Annotated in this window: 14 protein-coding genes; 5 read left to right on the top strand and 9 right to left on the bottom strand. The window is 73.7% G+C overall.

Translation table 11 applies throughout. The annotated features are described in order from the left end of the window. Window positions 1-75 precede the first annotated feature (75 nt). Window positions 76-744, top strand: coding sequence for a hypothetical protein (locus ACIGG8_RS23960; protein ID WP_396550571.1), 669 nt, complete (start codon window positions 76-78; stop codon window positions 742-744). Window positions 745-1,439: 695 nt separating this feature from the next. Then, window positions 1,440-1,880, top strand: coding sequence for an RNA polymerase sigma factor (locus tag ACIGG8_RS23955; RefSeq protein ID WP_396550569.1), 441 nt, complete (start codon window positions 1,440-1,442; stop codon window positions 1,878-1,880). A 68-nt stretch (window positions 1,881-1,948) separates the two neighbouring features. On the opposite strand, the gene ACIGG8_RS23950 is transcribed toward ACIGG8_RS23955, so the two are convergent. After that, on the bottom strand, window positions 1,949-2,563 hold the full coding sequence (locus ACIGG8_RS23950; protein ID WP_396550567.1) for a DinB family protein: 615 nt from the start codon (window positions 2,561-2,563) through the stop codon (window positions 1,949-1,951). 206 nt (window positions 2,564-2,769) lie between these two features. Between ACIGG8_RS23950 and ACIGG8_RS23945 the strand changes: the two genes are divergently transcribed. Then, entirely contained in the window at window positions 2,770-3,342 is a 573-nt protein-coding gene (locus ACIGG8_RS23945) for a GNAT family N-acetyltransferase (RefSeq protein ID WP_396550565.1), read from the top strand. On the opposite strand, the gene ACIGG8_RS23940 is transcribed toward ACIGG8_RS23945, so the two are convergent. From ACIGG8_RS23940 to ACIGG8_RS23925, 4 genes are all read right to left on the bottom strand, one after another. Next, window positions 3,336-4,550 (bottom strand): S8 family serine peptidase, encoded by a 1,215-nt coding sequence (locus ACIGG8_RS23940; RefSeq protein ID WP_396550563.1) that lies wholly within the window; start codon window positions 4,548-4,550, stop codon window positions 3,336-3,338. The genes ACIGG8_RS23945 and ACIGG8_RS23940 overlap by 7 nt on opposite strands. Window positions 4,551-4,684: 134 nt before the next feature. After that, window positions 4,685-6,103, bottom strand: coding sequence for a hypothetical protein (locus ACIGG8_RS23935; RefSeq protein WP_396550561.1), 1,419 nt, complete (start codon window positions 6,101-6,103; stop codon window positions 4,685-4,687). 38 nt (window positions 6,104-6,141) lie between these two features. Then, window positions 6,142-6,594, bottom strand: coding sequence for a hypothetical protein (locus ACIGG8_RS23930; RefSeq protein WP_396550559.1), 453 nt, complete (start codon window positions 6,592-6,594; stop codon window positions 6,142-6,144). A 97-nt stretch (window positions 6,595-6,691) separates the two neighbouring features. Further along, window positions 6,692-7,393, bottom strand: a complete 702-nt coding sequence (locus ACIGG8_RS23925) for an endonuclease V (RefSeq protein WP_350521796.1) — start codon at window positions 7,391-7,393, stop codon at window positions 6,692-6,694. 246 nt (window positions 7,394-7,639) lie between these two features. On the opposite strand from ACIGG8_RS23925, the gene ACIGG8_RS23920 reads away from it, so the two are divergent. After that, window positions 7,640-7,933, top strand: a complete 294-nt coding sequence (locus ACIGG8_RS23920; RefSeq protein ID WP_396550558.1) for a hypothetical protein — start codon at window positions 7,640-7,642, stop codon at window positions 7,931-7,933. Window positions 7,934-7,969: 36 nt separating this feature from the next. Here the strand turns inward: ACIGG8_RS23920 and ACIGG8_RS23915 are convergent, their stop codons facing one another. Both ACIGG8_RS23915 and ACIGG8_RS23910 read right to left on the bottom strand, forming a co-directional pair. Next, window positions 7,970-8,722: an RDD family protein gene (locus tag ACIGG8_RS23915; RefSeq protein ID WP_396550556.1), complete on the bottom strand. Its 753-nt coding sequence runs from the start codon at window positions 8,720-8,722 to the stop codon at window positions 7,970-7,972. Between the two features lie 91 nt (window positions 8,723-8,813). After that, window positions 8,814-10,466: an RDD family protein gene (locus tag ACIGG8_RS23910; RefSeq protein ID WP_396550554.1), complete on the bottom strand. Its 1,653-nt coding sequence runs from the start codon at window positions 10,464-10,466 to the stop codon at window positions 8,814-8,816. Between the two features lie 513 nt (window positions 10,467-10,979). Here ACIGG8_RS23910 and ACIGG8_RS23905 point away from each other — a divergent pair. Further along, window positions 10,980-11,396 carry an SsgA family sporulation/cell division regulator gene (locus tag ACIGG8_RS23905; protein WP_350521792.1) on the top strand — a complete coding sequence of 139 codons (417 nt, stop codon included), beginning with the start codon at window positions 10,980-10,982 and terminating at the stop codon, window positions 11,394-11,396. A 74-nt stretch (window positions 11,397-11,470) separates the two neighbouring features. Here ACIGG8_RS23905 and ACIGG8_RS23900 read toward each other — a convergent pair whose 3' ends face one another. Together ACIGG8_RS23900 and ACIGG8_RS23895 are read right to left on the bottom strand one after the other, a co-directional pair. Then, complete coding sequence (locus tag ACIGG8_RS23900) at window positions 11,471-12,862, bottom strand: glycosyltransferase 87 family protein (RefSeq protein WP_396550552.1); 1,392 nt, start codon at window positions 12,860-12,862, stop codon at window positions 11,471-11,473. Window positions 12,863-13,078: 216 nt separating this feature from the next. Beyond that, entirely contained in the window at window positions 13,079-14,665 is a 1,587-nt protein-coding gene (locus tag ACIGG8_RS23895; protein WP_396550551.1) for a cellulose binding domain-containing protein, read from the bottom strand. Between the last annotated feature and the right edge of the window lie 294 nt (window positions 14,666-14,959).

The raw sequence follows: 14,959 nt of genomic DNA, 5'->3' as shown, positions 1-14,959 counted from the left end.
CAGAGTGACCAAAGGCATACGGCGAGGGACCCTCCAGACGTCAATCCCGCCCCGGGGATTGCCTAGGCTTACGTCATGTCACGTGACGAGACCGCCGGCCTCCGCGCGGCCCAGCTCCGCCTCGGCCGCCTGCCCGGATACGTCCGCCGCCCGGACCCCGCCCGCCGCAGCGGCGAGAAGGGCCATACGTACAAGAAGGGCTGGGAGGTCCGCTTCACCGCCCGCAGCGAGGCCGAGATAGCAGAGATCCGCGACCTGGTCGTCGCCGCCGGGTTCGCCCCGGCCAGACCGTTCTTCAAGGGCCACCAGCTCATCCAGCCGGTCTACGGCATGGCGGCGGTGCAGGCCTACCTGGCCGCTAGACAGGCGGCCGAGGAACACGCCGCCCGGGCCGCGGTCGGCGGCCGGCGACGGACGTCGGGGCGGGGCTCCGGCGGGCACGCACCGACGGTTCACGCGGGCGGGGCGCATCCGGGCGGGGCGCACGGCCCCGGTACACACACCACCGGGGCGCACACCGGCGGGCCACACGCCGGCGGGACGCACACCGGCGGGGCGGCGCACCGCTGCGAGCGCGAGGAAGCGGCCGCCCAGGCAGCCGTGGCGGCTGCGGCCGCGGCAGCCACAACCGCACAGGCCGCACAGGCCGCCCGGCGGCGGGCCGTCGAGTCCTTCCCCGCCCAGATCGAGCGGGACACCGCCGCCGACCGGATCTCCCCGTCGGAGGCCCGCACGACCACCTGACGACCGCCCCGACGGACGCCCCCCGACGGACGACCGCACCGTCCGTCCGCACCGCCCCGGCCGCCGAGGCCAGTTCCGGCCGCCGGGGCACGATCGACGGACGTCGACGGACGTCGACGGACACCGACGGACACCGGAGGACACCGGAGGACACCCCGTGCACCGACGGAAACCCCCGCACGCCGCCGCCCGCGGTGGCGCACAGCCCGCACCCACTCCGCGAGCACGGCCCCGGATAGGGCCATGCGTGTGGTCGTGGTGACGCCCGTACCCGCATCCGCGTCCCTCGTCACGGTGATCGCCGCTGTGGTCGTGAGTGCGGTTGTGCGGGTGGTTGTGCGGGCGCGGGTTCGCGCCGTGGGCGTGGACGCCAGCCTCCGGAGGGCCTACGGTGGCACATCAACTGCCTTGCAGCCACAGCCGTTCCACACCCTCTGACCAGCCGCGACGCACTCGCACCTACGCTTCCCACGTCACTGCGCAGCACCACCCCGCCGGACCGGCGCCGGCCCCCCGCCGGCCCCGCCCGACCGCTCCACCGCCCCTTCACACCCCGGTCGCCACCGGAACCGGCCGGGCGGCAGCGGGTTCCGGGCATTCCATCGGATTGGTCACCCAGCGCACCGAGGGCCTACCGTAGAGTGAGCACAGATGATCGACCGTCAGAAACCCATCTCCCTTTCCGAGAAGACGAGATGACCAACCGTCACGCGACTTCAGCCGAGCCACCCCCGGGGCCCGGCGAGCCGGAGGACGTACCGCTGGAGTTCACGGCCTTCTGTGAGCTCCACCGCCCCCGGTACCTCAGCTACGCCAGGGTGTGGCTGACCGAGCACGGCGACGCGGCCATCGCCGTCCAGCAGGCGTTCGCCGAAATCGCGGTGAACTGGCGCGAGTTGATGGGAAGCTCCAATCCGACCGCGCACGCCTGGGAGATCCTGCGCGGCACCGTCGCCGAGCGCACCCGCCGGGAGCCGCCGGACCCGGACCGCCACCCGGCCGACGACGACCTGGCGATCCTGCACTACGTCGTCGGTCTCGCCGCCCCCGAGATCGCCGACGTCATCGGCACCGACGCCGCCAGCGTGGCCGGACGGCTGCGCCGCACCATGCTGCGCGAGGCCTCCGGCTGGTGACCTCGGGCGCCACGCGGCCCACGCGCTCCCCACGCCCCCGTGCGGCCCCACGCGCCCTCCGGACGGCCTCAGACCCGCTCGCCCGTCACGTCGACCAGGTGGTGCACCGGGTCGTGGATCAGGTACCGGGAGAACGACTCGACGGTGAACCGCGCCCCGTCGCTCCGGTTCCCGGTCCGCCGCCACTGCTCGCCGGTCACCCGCTCGAAGCCCGCGGCCAGCGTCTCCGCCGCCTCCGCCAACTCCCCGGCCACCACCCGCGGCAGCTGCTCCCCGTAGCGCTCGGCGACGGCCGTCTCGTCCTGGTCCCAGTTCGAGAACAGCGGGTCGTCCTGGTCGAGCATCAGGTTCAGCCGGACGTGGAACAGCCGGAAGACGTCCCGGACGTGGCACGCGTACTCCAGGTCCGACCAGACCCCCGGCTCCGGCCGGCGACGCAGCCCCTCCTCGTCCCCGGCCAGCACCGCCAGCCAGCCCTCCGCGTTCGCCCGGATCATCCCGGCGACGTCCTCGCGCACCACCCGCGGCGTGTCCAACCCGCAGTCGGGGCAGGGGCGTTCGAGCACCCAGGTCCAGTCCTTGGTGTCGGGGACGATCTCCCCGGCGGCGGCGTTCACCGGAGTCCCGGCGGTCTCGGAAATCCCGGCGGTCTCGGAGGTCCCCGCGTTCTCAGAAGTGCTCATGGGCCCAGCATGGCCGCCACCGCGGACACCCCACCAGCGGCAGGAACGCCAGCGGCCGCCGAAATCCTGCCAGTCCGCCCCCGGAGCCCCGGTCCCCGCATCGCCCAAGCCGACCTCGCCGTCGCCGAATGACCACCCGGGCCGACCGGACCGACCGGACGAAAATGCGTGGACGAACCGGAAACCGGCCGACCATCCTGAACCGCATGACCGCCGACCCCGCCGACCTGGCCGCACTCGCCGTGAAACCCACCCTGCACGGGCCCACCGTCCGCCTGGTCCCCCTCGACGGACGCCACACCGACCCGATGTGGGAACTCTGCTCCGACGAGACGACCAACCGGCTCACCGGCACCCGCACCCGCTTCACCCGCGACCGGATCCACCAGTGGTGCACCACCCGCGCCGACCGACCCGACCGCCTCGACCTCGCCGTCGAGGACACCGCCACCGGCCGCTTCCTCGGCGAGACCGCCCTCACCGACGTCGACCCCGACAACGCCTCCGCCGAGTACCGGATCGCCCTCACCCCGGACAGCACCGGCCGCGGCATCGGCACCGAGACCACCCTCCTGGTCCTGCGCCACGCCTTCGAGACCGTCCGGCTCCACCGCGTCCGGCTCGAAGTCTTCGAGTACAACGAACGCGCCGCCCGCACCTACCGCAAGTCCGGCTTCACCCTGGAAGGCCGCGCCCGCCAGGCCCACCACTGGGACGGCCGCTACTGGGACGTCCTCCACATGGCCGCCCTACGGGAGGAATGGCTGAGCACTCACTGATACGTCCCGTCGTACGGGGGCTGCTGGTACGGCGGCCGGGCTCCCCCGGCCGCCGCCCGCCTCCGCCGCCGCGCCTGGACCACCGCCACCACCGACAACCCCAGGACCACCGCACCGGCCGCCACCGCACCGATCACGAGCCCGGTGTCGCCCCCGCTCCCACCACCGGCGGCCGCGGGCACCGGGGGCTCCGCGGACGGCTGGTCCGTGTCGTCACTCGCGTCGTCGCCGGGCGGCGTCCCCTTGGTCTCCGGCCGCTTCGCCAACGGATTCTCCCGAGGCCCGCCGTCCACGGCCGGATTCGCCTCCAGCGCCTTCGCGGGCGCGAGGATCCCGTAGCCGTAGTGGCTGTTGGGCACGACCGTCCCGTTGGCGGGAGGGGTGGCCGACTTGATCATCCGATTGATGACCTGCCCGGCCGACAAGTCCGGGTACTTGGACCGGATGAGCGCGGCAGTGGCGGAGACGTAGGCGGTCGAGTCGGAGGTGCCGTTCGCAACCCCGTAGCTCGTCGACGACTTCGCCGTGGCCCGGTAGATCCCCACTCCCGGAGCGATGAGCGTGGTCTCGGAGCCCGATGTGGAGTCGTCCCAGACGACGCCCTTGGAATCCGAAGCTCCTACTGCCACCACCCCGGGGTAGGCGGCCGGGTACTGGACGCCCCTGTCGGAGCCGTCATTGCCCGAACCGGCCACCAGCACGACGTCCTTCGACACCGCGTACGCAATCGCCTTTCGTGTCTGCGAGTCGAATCGCGAACCGCCGGCGAGGGAGATGTTGATGACCTTCGCGCGGTTCTCCACTGCGAAGCGGATCGCTGCCGCCAGGTCATTCTGCTCGGGAATGGGGCCGCCGTCGCTCGTCCGCACCTTCACGGGGAGGATCTTCGCCTTCGGGGCAAGACCCATCACGCCGGTCTGCGCACCGTGCCCGTGTCCTGCGATCAGGCTCGCCATGCCGGTGCCGTGGCCGTCGGTGTCGATGCGGCCGTCCGATTGGGTGCCGGAGAAATCAGCCCCCGGAAGAACCTGACCGGTCAGGTCCTGATGCTCCGAGTTCACCCCGGTGTCGACCACCGCGACGATGACGCCCTCGCCCTGGCTGACCGGCCAGACCTTGGCATCGGCCTCGAAGGACTTCAGCGCCCACTGCTGATCCCTGATCTGGTCGGCCGATGCCGCCGGTGCGACGACGCCCCAGATCAACATCCCGGCGGCAAGGGCCGCTGTGCCACGCGCCAACCGACGGCTCGCCAAACCTGGTCACCCCACTCAACGAGGCATCCCGCAGATCACCGACCTGCGGGATGCGATCAGATCACCCGTCCGTCCACGGACCGGCCTCATTCCACCACGTTCGGGTTGGTCGGCTTGTCCGACGCCCAGGTCTCCTCGTCCTCGACGAGGTAGTCCGGCCGCTTGCCGTCCTTCTCCCGGTCCTTCCGGCGTCCTTGTGCCCCGCTCAGCGGAACGCCGGGAGACATGCCGTTCGCGCTCGCGGCACTCGGCTCGGCCCTTAGCCGGTTTCGCGCGCCCAGCCCGGACCCGCCTTCCGTGAATGCCTGCTTGCCGCGCGCTCCGGCGTCGGACGGAGCCTGTCGGACGGGGACCCCAGGGCCTGCCGGGGCCCCGGCGACCTGCTTGGCGCCGGATGCCCCGCGGCCCCCGACTCCGATACCTGGATGAATCTCGCCACCACCGGTGCCGGCGGCTCGACCCCCGCGGGGACCGGCACCTTCCACGGGTGTCTCACGGCTGCCGGCGAATCCGGGCAGGCCCGACGGATTCTGCCGGGTCGGCCCCGCAGGGCTGACGATCGTCTGCCCGCCTCCACCCGAGACCGGTCCGTCCGCGGGGCCTGCAGTAGGTACCCCGGTCAAGCCGGAGGTCTGGGTACCGGAAGTCGGGGTGCTCGGCACGCTACCGCTCGGACGTGACACGGGAGTACCGGAGATGCCCTCATCGGAGCCACGGCTCGTCGTGTTCGACGGCTTCGGCGAAGCCTGTGCCCTGCCCCCCTTGATCCCGGAGTCGCTCGGAACGGCCGAGTTCCTGGACGTGGAACCTGTCGTCGTCGAAGGTCGGGAGGCCTCAGCCCGTCGCGGCGCGGCAACGGCCGTCGGCCTAGCCGACGTTCCCCCGACTCCCAGTGAGGTGCCCGACATCATCGCCGCAGCTGCTGCAGCGGCTGCGCCCGCGTTGCCAGGATCCTCCCGTGATACCGAATCACCGGGTTTGTCGACCTTCCCCAAATTCGGGAGCGGCGGAGCCTTCAGCGCCGGGGTCGCGATGCGGTAGTGCATGGCGAGGGTCTGCATGACGGTGGCGGCTTCGGCCTTCTTGCGGTCGGCGATGGGGATGTGTTCGTCGTCGCCGCCGCCGAACACGGAGGCGAGGCCGTCGCCGACGTGGTCCTTGAAGGTGTCCCAGTTGCCCGGCTCCTCGGGCATCTCGCGTTTGGCCTTGGCCATGGCCTCGGAGACGCTGTGGAGGATGTTGGCCGCGTCGTTGGCGTAGGCGGCGGCGTTGTTGATGCCGGCGGCCAGGTTGAGCATGCGGGTGTGGAAGGCGTCGCTGGTGGTGCCTTCCCAGGTGGTGGCGGCTTCCGTGCTGGCTTTGGTGAGGGTGAGGCGGATCTGCTTGAGGGTGTCGGCGGCCGCGCGCCAGGGATCGCCGGCGGCCATGACAGCGCCGGGGTCGAGGGCCTGTGCCATGGTGCGGAGTTGGGCGTGGCTGTACTTGGTGAAGTCTGTGTAGACCACGGGCGGTTCGCCTCCGTTCGGGTCCGGGCGGGCGGCCGCTAGATGGTGGCGTTGCCGCGGTTGGACGGGGTGAGGTTCTTCTCGTGCGCGGCCTGGCTGGTGGCGGAGGGCTGTGCGACGGACCAGCCGTCACCGTTGAGCTTGAGCTTGAGCTTCTGCGCGGTGTGCTGGTCCTGTTCCTCGTAGTTGGTGGCGGTGAGGTCGGCGTTCAGCTGGGCCTCGTTCACCGCCTCCTGGAGCTGGTTGAGGACGTCGCGCAGCGCGTCCCGCATGGTGCTGTAGCGGCCGTGGATCTCGGCGGCTTCGGCGAACTCGCCGAAGGCGTTCTTGCCGACGCCGCTGCGCCCGTGGGTGTCGGTGCCGTCGGCGTGTTTCTGGAAGTCGGCGAGCAGGAGCCGCACTTGGCCGGCGAAGGCGCGGAGTTGTTCGATCTCTACGCGGTAGCCCTGGCCGGCTCCGCCGGTCGAACCGGTACCCGTGCCTGATCCCATGTCGGCGCCTCCCCCGTGCGTCCGTCCCTGGCGGTCGGGGCCGGGCCCCGGTGCCTCATGTCTAACACACCGGTCCCGAATCCTGCCCCGGGCTTGGTCAGTTCGCGGTCGTCCCGTCGCGCAGGGCTTCGGCGAGGGCGCGGCGGCACAGGGAGTCGGCGTGCCGGGTGGTCTCGGGGAGGCGGTAGCGGCGGGCGAGGTCGAGGGTGGTGCGGACGGCGGTGTCGAGGCCGATCCGGTGGCCGACGGAGACGAAGACGGGTTTGACGCCGGGTCGGGTGCGGACGGCGCGGCCGACTTCTTCGCCGGTGGCGGGGTCGGTGAGCGGGGTCCAGGAGCCGCGGGGCGCGTCGGGTTCGTGGTGGTCGAAGGTGAAGGGGGTCTTGGCGACGCCGAGGGTGCGCAGGCCGGTGACGACGCCGAGGTGGCTGGCGAGGCCGAGGCGGCGGGGGTGGGCGAGGCCGTAGCCGTCGCAGACGACGGTGTCGGGGGTGCGGGTGAGGGCGGCCAGTGCGTCGAGTACGGCGGGGAGTTCGCGGAAGGCGAGGAGTCCTGGGAGGTAGGGGAAGGCGATCCGGCCGACGGCGGTGGCCTGTTCGACGACGTCCAGGGTGTCCCGGTCGAGCAGGACGGCCGCTGCGACGACGAGGTCGCGGTCGTCGTCGTAGGCGACGTCCACGCCGGCGATCAGGTCACCGGGGGCGTCCTCGTCGTCGTGGGCCCGGACGAGCGGGCGCAGCCGCTGCTGTTCGGCGAGTGCTGCGGCCTCGGTGGTGGGCCAGTCGGCGGGCACGGGCACGGTCGGTTCCCCCGGGGAGTGGTGGTGCTGCGCGGTGGGCGCGGCGTTGGCGTGGTGGTGCGTGTCGTCGACGCGCTGCGGTTCACCGTACAGACCGGGGCGGACGACCCCGGGGTGAGCCCGTGCGCCCCCTGTGCTCCCGGGCGGGGGGACTAGCCTGGACGTATCGAACTGCCTTGCCGGGTAGGACTCCTGGAACCGGCACCACTCCCGCCCGTTTCCCCCGACGTGCGAAGGACCCCCGCCATGCCGCGTCCCTCCGCTGCCCAGGCCTGCCTCGGCTCGTTCACCGTCGTCGCCGCCACGGTGGCACTGCTGGCCGTTTCGGGCGCCTCGGGCGTCCTGGCGGTCGCGGTCGTGGTGGTCTTCGCGTTGGCACTCGGCACCGTGGTGACGGTGCTGTCACTCTCCCGCTCGGCGGCGACCGCCACCACGGCCACCACCGCGGCCTCCACCATCGAGCCGGGCCCGGCCGAGACGCCCCGCGCCACCCCGGCGGGCCCGACCGCCCCCGAGCGCGCGTACGCCCGGCAGCGCTGATCCGCCGCCGGGCGCAGGAGCGTTCCGCGCCGCCGCTCAGACTTCCGTGGTGACCACCACGGTCTTCGCGGCCTTGTCGTGGATGCACTGCCGGTACGGCTTGTCGAAGACGCCGAAGAGCAGGTCGATGACCCACCAGAGCGCGGCGCAGCAGAGCAGGGCCGGGAGGATGAAGACCGCCGAGCGGGTCCAGGCGGCGGACTGGGTCGGGATGTTGCCGTCGATGAGCATGGCGACGCGGACCTTCGTCGCCTTCTTGCCGAGGGTCTGGCCGTCCCGGCTGAGCATCAGGGCGTCGTAGACGAGGTAGATGAGGCAGGCGAGCCAGAAGGCCTCGGCGGAGCCGCTGCGCGCACCGAGGTCGACGAAGGGGCCCACCACGATCAGGGCGACGGCCTGCACGAGGAGGTAGTCGATCAGCCGGGCGAGGATCCGCTTGGGCCAGGTGCCGAGCGGCGGCATGCCGGGGACGGGTCCGCCGCCGGGCGTCCCGTACGCGCCGGGGCCGTAGCCGGTGCCGTAGCCGGGCGGGGGCTGGTCGTACGGATTGTGGTCGTACGGGGTCCGGCCGCGGGCGGGTCCGCTCTGCGCGCTCCCGCCGTACGTGCCCTGGTAGGCGCCGGGGCCGCCGGGCTCACCGCCGGGCGGGCCTTGCGGCGGCTCTTCGGGCGGGGTCGGGCCCGACGGCTCGCCTTCCGGCGCACCGCCGCCCGGCTGGGGGGACTGCTTGTCGAAGGAGGGCTTGCCGCCCCCCTCCGGCTGGGGGCCTGAGGGGTCGTGGGTGCTCATGCCCCGAGTAGAACATCACACATTCTCAGGGTTCGGGATATTTCGCCCGTTTTGCCGTCGCCGCCGCGGAAGGGCCGAGGGGCTCGGCGTCTCAGACCCGCACCACCCGGGTGCGGGCCGCGCGGTCCTGCCAGCCGCGCCTCGCCGGACGGTCGAACACCGGCCAGACCAGGCCGAGCAGCAGCACCGCGCCCACCTGTCGTACGGTCCACCGGAGCAGTGACCGGCCGAGGCTCAGCCGGGTGCGGGCGGGGGCCGCGGCGTCCACCACGCGGATCCGGGCCAGCCGCTTGCCGAAGGTCTGGCCGGTGCGGGCGATCGGCAGCACCTCGTAGAGCAGGCCGGCGAGGAGCAGGATGCCGATCAGCACGGCGATCTTGCCCAGCACCACGTCGTCCACCAGCCAGACCTGGACCTGACGGCGGGTGAGGGCGCTGGCCATCCGGGCCTGGTCGAGCTTCTGCTGGAGGTGGTCGGAGACCGAGCGTCCCAGCGGGATGGCGGCGGCGACGGCGACCACCAGCAGCACGACGGTGTCCACTGCCCGGGCCGCGAGCCGGCGCCCCAGCCCGGCCGGCACCGCGGCGGGGGCGGCGGAGCGACGACGGGCGGCGGCCTTCCGGGCCGACCCCACGGCGGGCAGCGGAGCGGTGGGGGTGACGGCGGCGGGTGCACCGCGCCTCGCGGACCCGGCGGACCCGGCGGACCCGGCGGACCCGGCGGACCCGGTGGACCCGGCAGACCCGGTGGACCCGGCGGACTTGGTGGACGCGGCGAACTTGGCAGACCCGGCGGACTTGGCAGGCGCAGCGCCCGTGGCGGACCCACCGGGGCCCGTCCCCTCGGCCGGCACCTCCTCCACCACCGGCACCGCACCCGAGGCCTCGACGGGCGGGACCTCGACGGGCGGGACCTCGGCGGGCGCGGATTCAACGGGCGCGGATTCGACGGACGGAGCCGGGGCCTTCCGCAGGGCCACTGCCGCGGCGGGTGCGACGGCGGCAGCCGGCGCCACGGCTGCCGGAGCGCGCTCCGGTTCCGCACGCCCGTCCTCCTCGTCGGGCGCCCCCGGAAGCACCCCCCAGGAGACCCAGCGCGGCGCGCCGCCGGTCTCCATCAGCCCACGTTGCGCCCCCGGATCGGCCTGCCATCCCGACTCCCCCGGGGCTGCCTCGGACAGCGGCACCGGCGCCGGCGCGGGCAGCGCGGCAACCCCCGGCTCCGCGAAGCCCCCAGCGAACGCCGCGCCCGCCAGGCCCCCCTCCCCGGACGACGGGTCCGACATCACGGAGCCCCCGGAGCCCCCGGCGGCCGCGCCTGCGGCCGACGACGCCGGCCCGACCGTCCGGAACACCGGACCGCCGATCACCTCCGCCACTCGCGGCCCGATCACGAAGGACGCCCCGCCCGTGGTCTGGTCGAAGTACACCGGCCCGGTGTCGCCCCCGCCCGCCGGCGGCCGCCCCTCCGGCACCGGCGTGGGCGCAGGCGCCGGCACGACGGCCGCCGGAACCACCGGTGGCGGCACCGCCCGCGCCGGCGGTCGGCCCGGGGCGGGCCGCCGGGCCGCGTACCGGGGCGGCTCCAGCAGCTCGCCCTCGGCGGGCGCGGGCCGGCTGGTGCCGGGCACCCAGGCCGAGCCGCCCCAGTACCGGACGAAGCCGGGGATGGAGGGGTCGGGGTAGTAGCCCGGCTGGGGCGCGACGGCCGGGTCGCCTCCGTCGGCGAAGGAGCGGTCCGTCATGGGGGTCTTCTTTCCTGGCAGGTCCTGACGAGGGCAAGGAGAAGGACGGTGGCGGGCGGCGAGGGCCGCGGGAGAGCCGGATGCGGCCGCCCGGGACCGACGAAACCAGTGGAGCGGTGGAGCCGGTGGAACCGACGAAGCCGGTGGAGCCGGTGGAACCGTGAGTCGACATGCGCCGCGTCCGCCCGCGCGCACGACCCGGCGCACCCGGCGCTCGGCGCGCGTGGGGGCACCACCGATGGGCGGAAAGTCGCCGGGCAGTCACAAAGGGTAGTACCTCGCCGGAGCCCTGACGTGAAGTTCGCGAATCCCCGGACAGCGCCGGGCCGCTCGCGATAAAGAACCAGGCGCGCGGCGAACGCTCGCACGCCGCGCGACCGCCCCCTTCACCACCCCCCGTCGAACTTCCCGAAGAAATCCCGGAAACGTGTGTAAGAGCCGGTGCGGACCGCCCTCTCAAAGGTCACAGGGCCCGGAACCGGGCACGCCCCGCAGGCAGAGAGGAAGACGATCATGGAACGCCACGTCAGCGTCGTCGAGCACGAGCTGGAGCTCAACCTGGTGCTCTCGCCCGAGCACAGCGTCCCCGTCCCGGCGCGGCTGTCCTACGGCAGCCACGACCCGTACGCGGTCTACATCACCTTCCACCTGGACACCGGCTCCCCGGTGACCTGGGTGTTCGCCCGCGAGCTGCTGGTCGAGGGCACCTTCCGCCCGTGCGGCCAGGGCGACGTGCGGATCTGGCCGACGCGGTCGGGCCGGCGCAGCGTGCTCTGTCTGGCGCTGAGCTCGCCCGCCGGCGACGCGCTGCTGGAGGCGCCGCTGCCGGCCGTCGCGGCCTGGCTGGAGCGGGCGCACCGCCTGGTGCCGCCGGGCAGCGAGCTGGCCGCGCTGGACATGGACGGCTCGCTCGCCGAGCTGCTCGCGTAGGCGTGCGCCTCAGCATGCAGCGCAGGCAGCACCACGCACCGGAGCGAGGAAGCAGGAGCGGCGCCCCCGTCGGCTCAGCGGGCCGCGGGGGCCTGCTGACGACCGCGGGCGGCGTCGGGGCCGCCGGCGTCGCGCTGTCCGGGCAGCCGGACCGCCGGCACGCCGGCGGAGCGTCGCCGCGCCCCTATCCGGATCGCGGCGGCGAGCAGGAAGCAGAGGCCGACCCAGGGGTAGACCGAGGTCGGCAGCTGGCGCCACGGTGACATGTGGAGGACGGCCACGCCGACCGGCTTCGCCGCCCACATCGCGAAGGAGAGGAAGGCGACCAGCGTGGCCCAGAAGACCGCCCGCCAACGCAGTCGCCGGACGCCGGCCGGGCGGGCGTGCTCGACGGAGGCCTCGGCGGCGAGCAGGACGAGCAGCGGCACGCACCAGACCCAGTGGTGGGTCCAGCTGATCGGGGAGATCAGCACGGCGGTGACGGCCGCGCAGCAGACGCCCCAGGCCTCGGCCCGGGGCAGCCAGCGGGCGCTGCGGGCGGCCCAGGCGGCGACGGCGAGGCCGGCCACCGCGACCAGGCCGGCCCCGAGGGTGGCGACGGTGCCGGGGTCGGCGCTGTGCAGCAGGCGGGCGAAGGCGCCGCGCAGCGACTGGTTGTCGACGATCCAGGTCTTGCCGACCCGGGAGGAGTCGTAGAGGTACTTGGTCCAGAAGCCCCAGGTGGCGTCGGGCAGCACCAGGGCGCCGAGCAGGAAGGTGCCGAGGAAGGTGAGGCCGGCCACGAAGGCGGCCCGGATCCGGCCGGTGACCAGCAGGTAGACGGCGAACAGGCCGGGGGTGAGCTTGACGCCGGCGGCGATGCCGATCGCCACGCCCTTGCTGCGGCGCCCGTCCGGGCGGGTGAGGTCCCAGAGGACCAGGCAGGCGAGCGCGAGGTTGATCTGGCCGTAGCGGAGCGTGGTGAAGACGGGCTCCAGCCAGACCCCGAGGCCGGTCACCAGGATCACGCCGATCGGCCGCAGCTCGCGGCGCGGCCAGCCGACCAGCTTGAACGACAGGTGGGTCAGCAGGGCGAGCAGCCCGACGTTGCCGAGAGTGATCACGATCCGGAGGAGGGGGACCGGGAACCAGGTGGTCGGGACGAACAGCATCGCCGCGAACGGGGGGTACGTCGCGGGCAGGTTCCACTCGGTGACGCGCAGCCCGTACAGGTCGGAGCCGTCGGCGACGGCGGCGCCCTCGGCCCGGTAGACGATCATGTCCACCATCGAGGTGTGGACGAAGTGGCGCACCACTGCGTACACGACCAGGGAGAACAGGGCCAGCGCGGAGGCGGCCAGCAGCGGACGGCGGGGAGCCTCGCGCAGGGCCCGGACGGGAGCGCCGAGCACGCGGCGCAGCTGGTCCGACAGGGGCTCGGGCGAGGGGTCGGGTGCGGTCCGCACCGGGCTTCGCTCGTCTTGCACCGCTGTCACTGTTCACTCCGTCCACCGCTCGGCCAACCAGCGACGATACCGGATGCCACCCGAACGGCACGGGACTCGTTCGACTACGGAACGTGACAAAGGTGCCCCGACCGGCCGCGCAGTGGCTCGGGGTGGAGCTCGGAGCGCGGACGGCCGGGGCCGGGAGGGCCACCAGGGACCGGAAGGGGCCGGGAAGGCCGGGGGCCCGGCGGGCGGTCAGCCCGTGTACGCCCCCAGGGCCCGGGTGAAGTCCAGCGGCTGCTGGACGATGCTGCTGCAGGTGGCGTCGGCGTAGCCCTTGGCGCCGCCGTCGCAGGCCTTGTCGCGGGTGCCGGACCACATGGCCAGCCAGGCGAGGTGCTTGGCCTTGGCGAAGTCGGCGAGCTGCTTGGCGTCGGCCACGGTGAAGACCTCGCTGGCCACGTCGTTGACGCCGATCATCGGGGTGACCGCGACCCTGCGCCAGGCGGCCGCGTCGTCCAGCCCCAGCACGCTCTTGACCTGGGCCTGCGTGGCGGTGGCCGCGGCGATCGCGTACTTGCCCATCTGGCCCTGCGGGTTGGGGGCGACGCCGTCGCCGAAGTCCATCGCCATGATGTTGACGGCGCCGATCGCGACGCCGTTGGCCTTGGCGTCGGCGACGAGGTCGACGCCGTCCTGGGTCAGGCCGGAGGGCAGCGCGGGCAGGGTGTAGGAGACGTCGAGGGCCTTGCCCTTGGCGGCGGCGTTCTTCTGCAGCTGGGCGACGGCCTGGGCGCGCCGGGTGTTGGCGGCGGCGTTGGCGATCGCGCCGCCCTCGACGTCGAAGTCCAGCTTGGTGGCGCCGTACGCGTCCACGACCTTCTGGTACGCGGCCGTGAGGTCGGCGGTGGAGGAGCAGGCGAGGGCCAGTTCGCTGCCGTTGGCGCCGCCGAAGGAGATCCGGACGTCGCCGCCGATCGCCCGCAGCGCGCCGATCTGGGCGGCCACCGCGTCAGACGACAGGTCGCTGACGCCGCCCCACTTGGGCACGCAGCCGCCGCCGGACACCACGAAGGCGAGGTTGACGTTCTTCACACCGCTCGCCTTGGCGGTGGCGACCAGGTCGTACGGCGGGTACAGCGAGGTGTCCACGTACGGGGCGAAGCCGGCCCCGGCGCCGACCGGAGGAACGGGCACACCGGTCGCCGTGGGGGTGACGGTCGGGGTGGGGGTCGGCGCCGGGGTGGTCGGCTTCGCCGTGGCGGTGGGGCTGGGCTTGGCGGTGGCGGTCGGGGTGGTACTCGCCGTCGCGGTGGGGGAAGCGGTCGGGGAGGCCGTGGCCGTGACGGTGGCGGTCGGACGCCCGGAGGGGGTGGGCGGCGTCCCGTCGCCCGCCTTGCAGGAGACGTTGTTGATCAGGCAGTTCCCCGGCTCGGCCTGCGCCGCGCCCGCGCCCTGCGCGACGAAGCCGACCACCACGCTCTTGCCGGGCTCCAGCCGCTTGCTCCAGGACTCCGGCTTGACCGTGACGTGCTGCCCCTGGGTGGTGAAGGCGGCGTTCCAGAGCGAGTCGATCTTCGCGCCGGCCGGCAGGTCGAAGCTGAGCGTCCAGTCCTCGATCGGGCGGCTGTCCGGATTGGTGACCAGGTACTGGCCGGTGTAGCCGGCGTCCCAGGTGCTGGTGCGGCTGTAGACGGCGCCGAGCGAGGCGGCGCTGGCCGAGGAGGCGAGGACGACCGTCCCGCCCGCGACCAGGGCGGCGGCGACCGCGGCGGCCCCGACGATCGCGCCCTTGCGGCTGCGCCTGCGACGGCCGGAGCGGCGGGTGGACTGGGTGGTCATGGCGCGTTACCTCCGCGGGTGACGTCGGTCGGCCGCCGTCCGGGGCACGGGGTGCCTGCGGACGTCCGGGCGGCCGGCCCGGCTCGGTCGGGTGACCGGCGCGACCGACGCTAGCGGCGGCCCGGGGGCCGCAACGGCTTGCTGAGCGAGGGGTAGAACTCCCTTAGGCCGCAGTTAAGGAAGACCCCTCCACTGACCCGCCGCCACCACCGGAACCACCGTCAGCACCGGAGGCCGCCGGAGCCCGCCGGAGCCCGCCATCGACCGCCGGGACCGCGAGCGCCGGAACCGCGA

Origin of the sequence: Kitasatospora sp. NPDC085464 (assembly GCF_044541955.1) — a bacterium.
Lineage (GTDB): Bacteria > Actinomycetota > Actinomycetes > Streptomycetales > Streptomycetaceae > Kitasatospora.
The sequence above is the reverse complement of the archived record's forward strand: the minus strand, read 5'-3'. Positions and strand labels throughout refer to the sequence as shown.

Excerpts from the sequence above, each read along its gene's own strand:
- ACIGG8_RS23960 (WP_396550571.1), top strand. The coding sequence starts at position 76 with ATGTCACGTGACGAGACCGCCGGCCTCCGCGCGGCCCAGCTCCGCCTC.
- ACIGG8_RS23955 (WP_396550569.1), top strand. The coding sequence starts at position 1,440 with ATGACCAACCGTCACGCGACTTCAGCCGAGCCACCCCCGGGGCCCGGC.
- ACIGG8_RS23950 (WP_396550567.1), bottom strand. The coding sequence starts at position 2,563 with ATGAGCACTTCTGAGAACGCGGGGACCTCCGAGACCGCCGGGATTTCC.
- ACIGG8_RS23945 (WP_396550565.1), top strand. The coding sequence starts at position 2,770 with ATGACCGCCGACCCCGCCGACCTGGCCGCACTCGCCGTGAAACCCACC.
- ACIGG8_RS23940 (WP_396550563.1), bottom strand. The coding sequence starts at position 4,550 with ATGTTGATCTGGGGCGTCGTCGCACCGGCGGCATCGGCCGACCAGATC.
- ACIGG8_RS23930 (WP_396550559.1), bottom strand. The coding sequence starts at position 6,594 with ATGGGATCAGGCACGGGTACCGGTTCGACCGGCGGAGCCGGCCAGGGC.
- ACIGG8_RS23920 (WP_396550558.1), top strand. The coding sequence starts at position 7,640 with ATGCCGCGTCCCTCCGCTGCCCAGGCCTGCCTCGGCTCGTTCACCGTC.
- ACIGG8_RS23915 (WP_396550556.1), bottom strand. The coding sequence starts at position 8,722 with ATGAGCACCCACGACCCCTCAGGCCCCCAGCCGGAGGGGGGCGGCAAG.
- ACIGG8_RS23910 (WP_396550554.1), bottom strand. The coding sequence starts at position 10,466 with ATGACGGACCGCTCCTTCGCCGACGGAGGCGACCCGGCCGTCGCGCCC.
- ACIGG8_RS23905 (WP_350521792.1), top strand. The coding sequence starts at position 10,980 with ATGGAACGCCACGTCAGCGTCGTCGAGCACGAGCTGGAGCTCAACCTG.
- ACIGG8_RS23895 (WP_396550551.1), bottom strand. The coding sequence starts at position 14,665 with ATGACCACCCAGTCCACCCGCCGCTCCGGCCGTCGCAGGCGCAGCCGC.